Origin of the sequence: Citrobacter sp. wls826, from assembly GCF_005281245.1 — a bacterium.
Lineage (GTDB): Bacteria > Pseudomonadota > Gammaproteobacteria > Enterobacterales > Enterobacteriaceae > Citrobacter > Citrobacter braakii.
Map to the genome: position 1 here is coordinate 58,551 of NZ_SZWS01000064.1, position 4,344 is coordinate 62,894.

At 58.7% G+C, this 4,344-nt stretch carries 4 protein-coding genes; all 4 read right to left on the reverse strand.

The features are described from left to right. The coding region (locus FDW87_RS23170; protein ID WP_252363275.1) for an AAA family ATPase at positions 1-1,397 on the reverse strand (1,397 nt) is incomplete at its 3' end. Further along, entirely contained in the window at positions 1,388-2,335 is a 948-nt protein-coding gene (gene tssG / locus FDW87_RS20230) for a type VI secretion system baseplate subunit TssG (protein ID WP_137380107.1), read from the reverse strand. The genes tssG and FDW87_RS23170, both read right to left, overlap by 10 nt. Then, entirely contained in the window at positions 2,299-4,020 is a 1,722-nt protein-coding gene (gene tssF / locus FDW87_RS20235) for a type VI secretion system baseplate subunit TssF (protein ID WP_049270656.1), read from the reverse strand. The genes tssG and tssF overlap by 37 nt, the downstream gene beginning before the upstream one ends. A gap of 19 nt (positions 4,021-4,039) precedes the next feature. Then, positions 4,040-4,344, reverse strand: a 305-nt coding sequence (locus FDW87_RS20240; protein WP_137380126.1) for a GPW/gp25 family protein, incomplete at its 5' end; no start/stop codon positions are given.

Consider the following 4,344-nt stretch of genomic DNA (forward strand, 5'->3'; position numbering starts at 1 on the left):
TGGAGTTTTTCCGCCTGCACCTCCAGTTCACACAGTCGGTCGTGATGATCGACGCCGACCAGCAGCTCGCGATACAGACGTTCACTCTCTTCTTCGATCGCCGCCTGCTGCTGACGAATTTCTTCAAGCGCGGGCGGCACATCATGCTGCGCCAGCGCCACTCTTGCACAGGCAGTATCAAGCACGCTGATGGCTTTGTCCGGCAATTGACGCCCGGAAATGTAACGCTGGGACAGGCGCACAGCCTCGCGAATCGCGGTATCGAGGATCTGCACGCCGTGGTGTGCCTCGAGCTTGTCGGCCACCGCCCGCAGCATCACCACCGCGCTGTTCTCGTCCGGCTCTTCAATCTGGATACGCTGAAAACGTCGGTCCAGCGCCGGATCTTTCTCGAAATATTTTTTGTACTCCTGCCATGTGGTGGCGGCGATGGTGCGCAGTTCCCCACGCGCCAGCGCCGGTTTCAGCAGGTTGGCGGCATCACTGCCCCCCTCGGCACCGCCCGCGCCTATCAGCGTGTGGGCTTCGTCGATAAATAAAATGATCGGCTGCGGGGATTTTTTTACCGCGTCGATTACGCCGCGCAAACGCTGTTCAAACTCGCCTTTCACGCCCGCTCCCGCCTGCAACAAGCCAAGATCGAGAGCCAGCAGAGCGACATCACGCAACGGCGGCGGCACGCTGGCTTCGGCAATGCGTCGCGCCAGCCCTTCGGCAACGGCGGTTTTGCCCACACCTGGCGCCCCCACCAGAATCGGGTTGTTTTGCCTGCGACGCAGCAGGATGTCGATACACTGGCGGATCTCCGCGTCGCGCCCGATGATCGGATCGATCCGCCCTTCCCGCGCGTCACGAGTCAGATCGTGCGTATATTGATCCAGTACCCCGCCTTCACGCTTCGGGGATTCTCCATTGTCAGGGTCTGCAGCCTCCTCAACGGAGTTGCGACACCAGGTCTGCCACTGGCTTTCCAGCTCCGCAGCCGGAAGCTGTAACAACAGTGGCATTCCCTGCGCCAACTGGGTACGCAGCCGTTCTCGGGTGAGTAAGGTCAGGAGCAATAAGGCCGAACGAACCAGAGGAATACGCTGGAATGTCGCCTGCAAAATCGCCCCTTCCAGTAGCTCTATCAGTTGTACGGAAAACACCGGCATCCGCGTACAGCCCGCTTTGAACTGCGCCTGAGCACGCTGGATCTCTTCACGTAACGTATCGGTGGAGATAGCCGCGTTGCTCAGGCAATACGCTAAATCACAGTGTTCATCATCCAGTAAAGCCAGCAGCATATGCTCCGGCTCAACGAACCAGTGTCCCTGCGCCCGGCTGCGTTCGGCGGCCTGTTCCAGCGCACGAAAACAAATGGGGTTCAGTCGTTTTACCAGCGCTTTCAAATCCATTTACTGTTCTCCTCAAGATGCTGTTGGCAATGGAACATGGCGGGCTTGCGCCCTGCCAGTTGCGCGGTATAGCCCAGACGCGGCGGCGCTGTGCGGGTTAAGCGATGATCCAGCGTCAGGGTTGCGCGCATCATCAATTCCTGCGTTATTCCCGCGCCAAACCAGATTTCCGCTAACTTACTGAGCTGGAGAAAACCCTGACTGCCGGGTAAAAATTCGCGCCACTGCGTAGCGTTTTTAGCACGCAGATGCACCCGTAGCGCCGCATGCTGATTCCATATTCGCCGACCGGCGACGCTATTGCGCCCCAGCCGACATCGCGTCCGGCTTATTGATGCCTGTGGCAAAGGCTGCCAGCGGCCGACAAACTCTTCGACATGCACGGTGACGTTCAGTACGGCCTCAACCAGCGCCACAAATCCAGCCGTAGAACGCCTGCGATTAGGCAGGTTGCCGCATTGCATCAGCAGACTCTGTACCTGCGCAGATTCATACTTTTCCATGGCGTCGAGCCTGAAACCACACAGCGCCCGTATTACCGAAAGCCCCGGCGCATCTTCTCGCCTGGCGTAAGGCCTGGCCAGCCGATGCAGGCTCAGGCTACGGTAGTGATGTTGAAGAAAGCGCTGTTGAAACATAAAGATAAAATCCTGCAGTGCGCTGTTTTTATCCTGCGTCGCCTGCTGTAGCCATTCCAGCCAGCCGTAGGGCAATACGCCATCCGCCCCCCCTGGCCCGAGGCTACGCACCTGCACAACGTCTTCGTTCAGCGAACTGACTTCCGCTGGGCTAAATGCCAGCCCCAGATCGCCCCGCAGTTCGGGCGTCTCACCCGCCGCTTCCAGGATGCGGACACACTGCTCCAGCGAGAAGCGCCACGGCTCGGCCTTAAGCTGGGCGATTACGCTATCAGCGTGGTCTGTTCGACGTCTGTCCATAGCGACAGCTCCTCTCCTTCGTCTTGCAATATCGTGTGGATAAAGCAGTTTGCGGTGGCATTACGCGCCAGAAAACGGGCAATAACGCCCGCAAACAACAGTCGGCTGCTTCCAGTAAAGGCTTGTGGATCGAGTTCCAGCGTCACCTTGATACCGTTATGCCAGCCGCGCCAGGCATCCCGCCCCCGATGCTCACTCACCCGTTGGCAACACATCTCGCGGATGCCATTGATCTGCTGCCAGACAGCGGGTGACGCAGAGGAAGGGGCATACAGGGCCAGCAGTTCTTTCAGCGAGTCCAGCGCGCTCTGACCTTCGTTCAATAAGAGATGGTTGAGCGCAAGCGTTGAGAGCAGTTTCCAGCGTGCATCTCGCTGCAACGCAGGCGCTGAAGGCGTGGTCGGCGTTCCCAGTAAATGCACCTGCGCAACCGGGCCGGGTACTTCAAAGGTTAGTGGCGTTCCCGCACAAAGCAGTGCGGCCTGCTCACCGTTGCTGCACCAGAGCGTCGCCGTCAGGCTCGCTTCTTCATCCGGCGCAAACGGGTCGAAACGGCTGTCCACCAGCGTTAACCACAACGCATTGCCCTGCTGGCGGTTGCGTCGTGCATGCCAGAACCAGCGGGACTCGCTATGCCCGTGAGCGGAATAATATGCGGGCACGCGCCAGGCTTCTTCACGGCGGCTCATCCACAGCGTCTGTACACGGTAGATCTGTACATGTTGATCATGATGATCGGCCACCAGCCGATGCTCGCTGCGAATATGCCCGGCGATCAGCGGCTCAGAGGTCCGGGTGAACAGGTTAACGATAGGCACACACCCCAAACGAATATCACCCGAGTGAATATGCTGCGCCCCCGGCGGAGCGCGATCGAAAGGAATACACAAGATCATGCCGTCGCCCTCCCCCGAAGGCGGCAGCGGCAAATCGAAATACATCAGCGCCTGCGGGCTGTTCATCCAGGCACTGAGCGCCAGCACGCTGGACTCTACGCCCGGTTCGCAGGGCAAAATCTTTTCGGCATTCAGCAGGCCAATGGGATGTGGGCGCAGCGGCCCAATGACATGGGCGTACAACAAATCAAATAGCGTGGCGTTGATTTGCGGCGAACCGCTGAGATGAATGCGTAACTGTGTAACCGCCAACGTCGAAAACTGATGTGGCGGCAGACAACGTAGCTGAATAAGCAATGCGCCGCGCGCCCTCGTCAGCCCGGTTAATTGCCGGGCCTGCGCCGCATCGCACCAGGTAACATCGTCAATCTCAATAGGCCACAGCGTTTGCGCCAGCGCGGTACGCCACCAGATCGTTTTACCGCTTTGCGTTAACGCGTAAAGCGGCGTTCCGGCAGGAAGGGCGTAACCCTGACTCAAATCACCTGCCAGCGGATCCGCAGTAAAACTGGCGGTAGCTGTGGAAGGGAAAGGGCGTATCGAATGAGGTGAGAGCTGCTCCAGCAGCGATTCACACAGTTCACCAAAACCATCATCAAGGCGCTGATGCAATTTGGCGCTTTGCAGGGCGAAACCTTCTAAAAGCCTTTCAACGTGGGGATCCGGGCAATCAAATTCGCTCAGCCGCAGACGAGAGGCAACGTGCGGGTGCCGCCGGGCGAACTCGCCGCTGGCGGTACGCAACCATCTCAACTCCTGCAAATAGTCTTCCAGCAATCGATCGTCCATTGATCTTCTCCTGCGATAGTCATCGCCAGCTGCCGTGCAGATACGTTAGATCCAGCGTCAGCGGATCGTCGTCGTGCCACAACATCACCTCGAGATGCAGCGCCAGCGTCTGATGATGCGCATCTTTCACGCTGACAGTTAGCGCCTGAATCCGCGGCTCGTTGCGTAAAATGGCTGCGCGTAGCTGGCGACAATACCAGTTAAGCACCCGCTCATCGCCCGCGTTACATCCGTGCCATTCCGGGACGCCCCAGCTAAGCAACAGCGGTAGTGCGTCATCATCCGCAGGGGCTCGGGAGTTGAATAATCGATTCAACTCCCGGC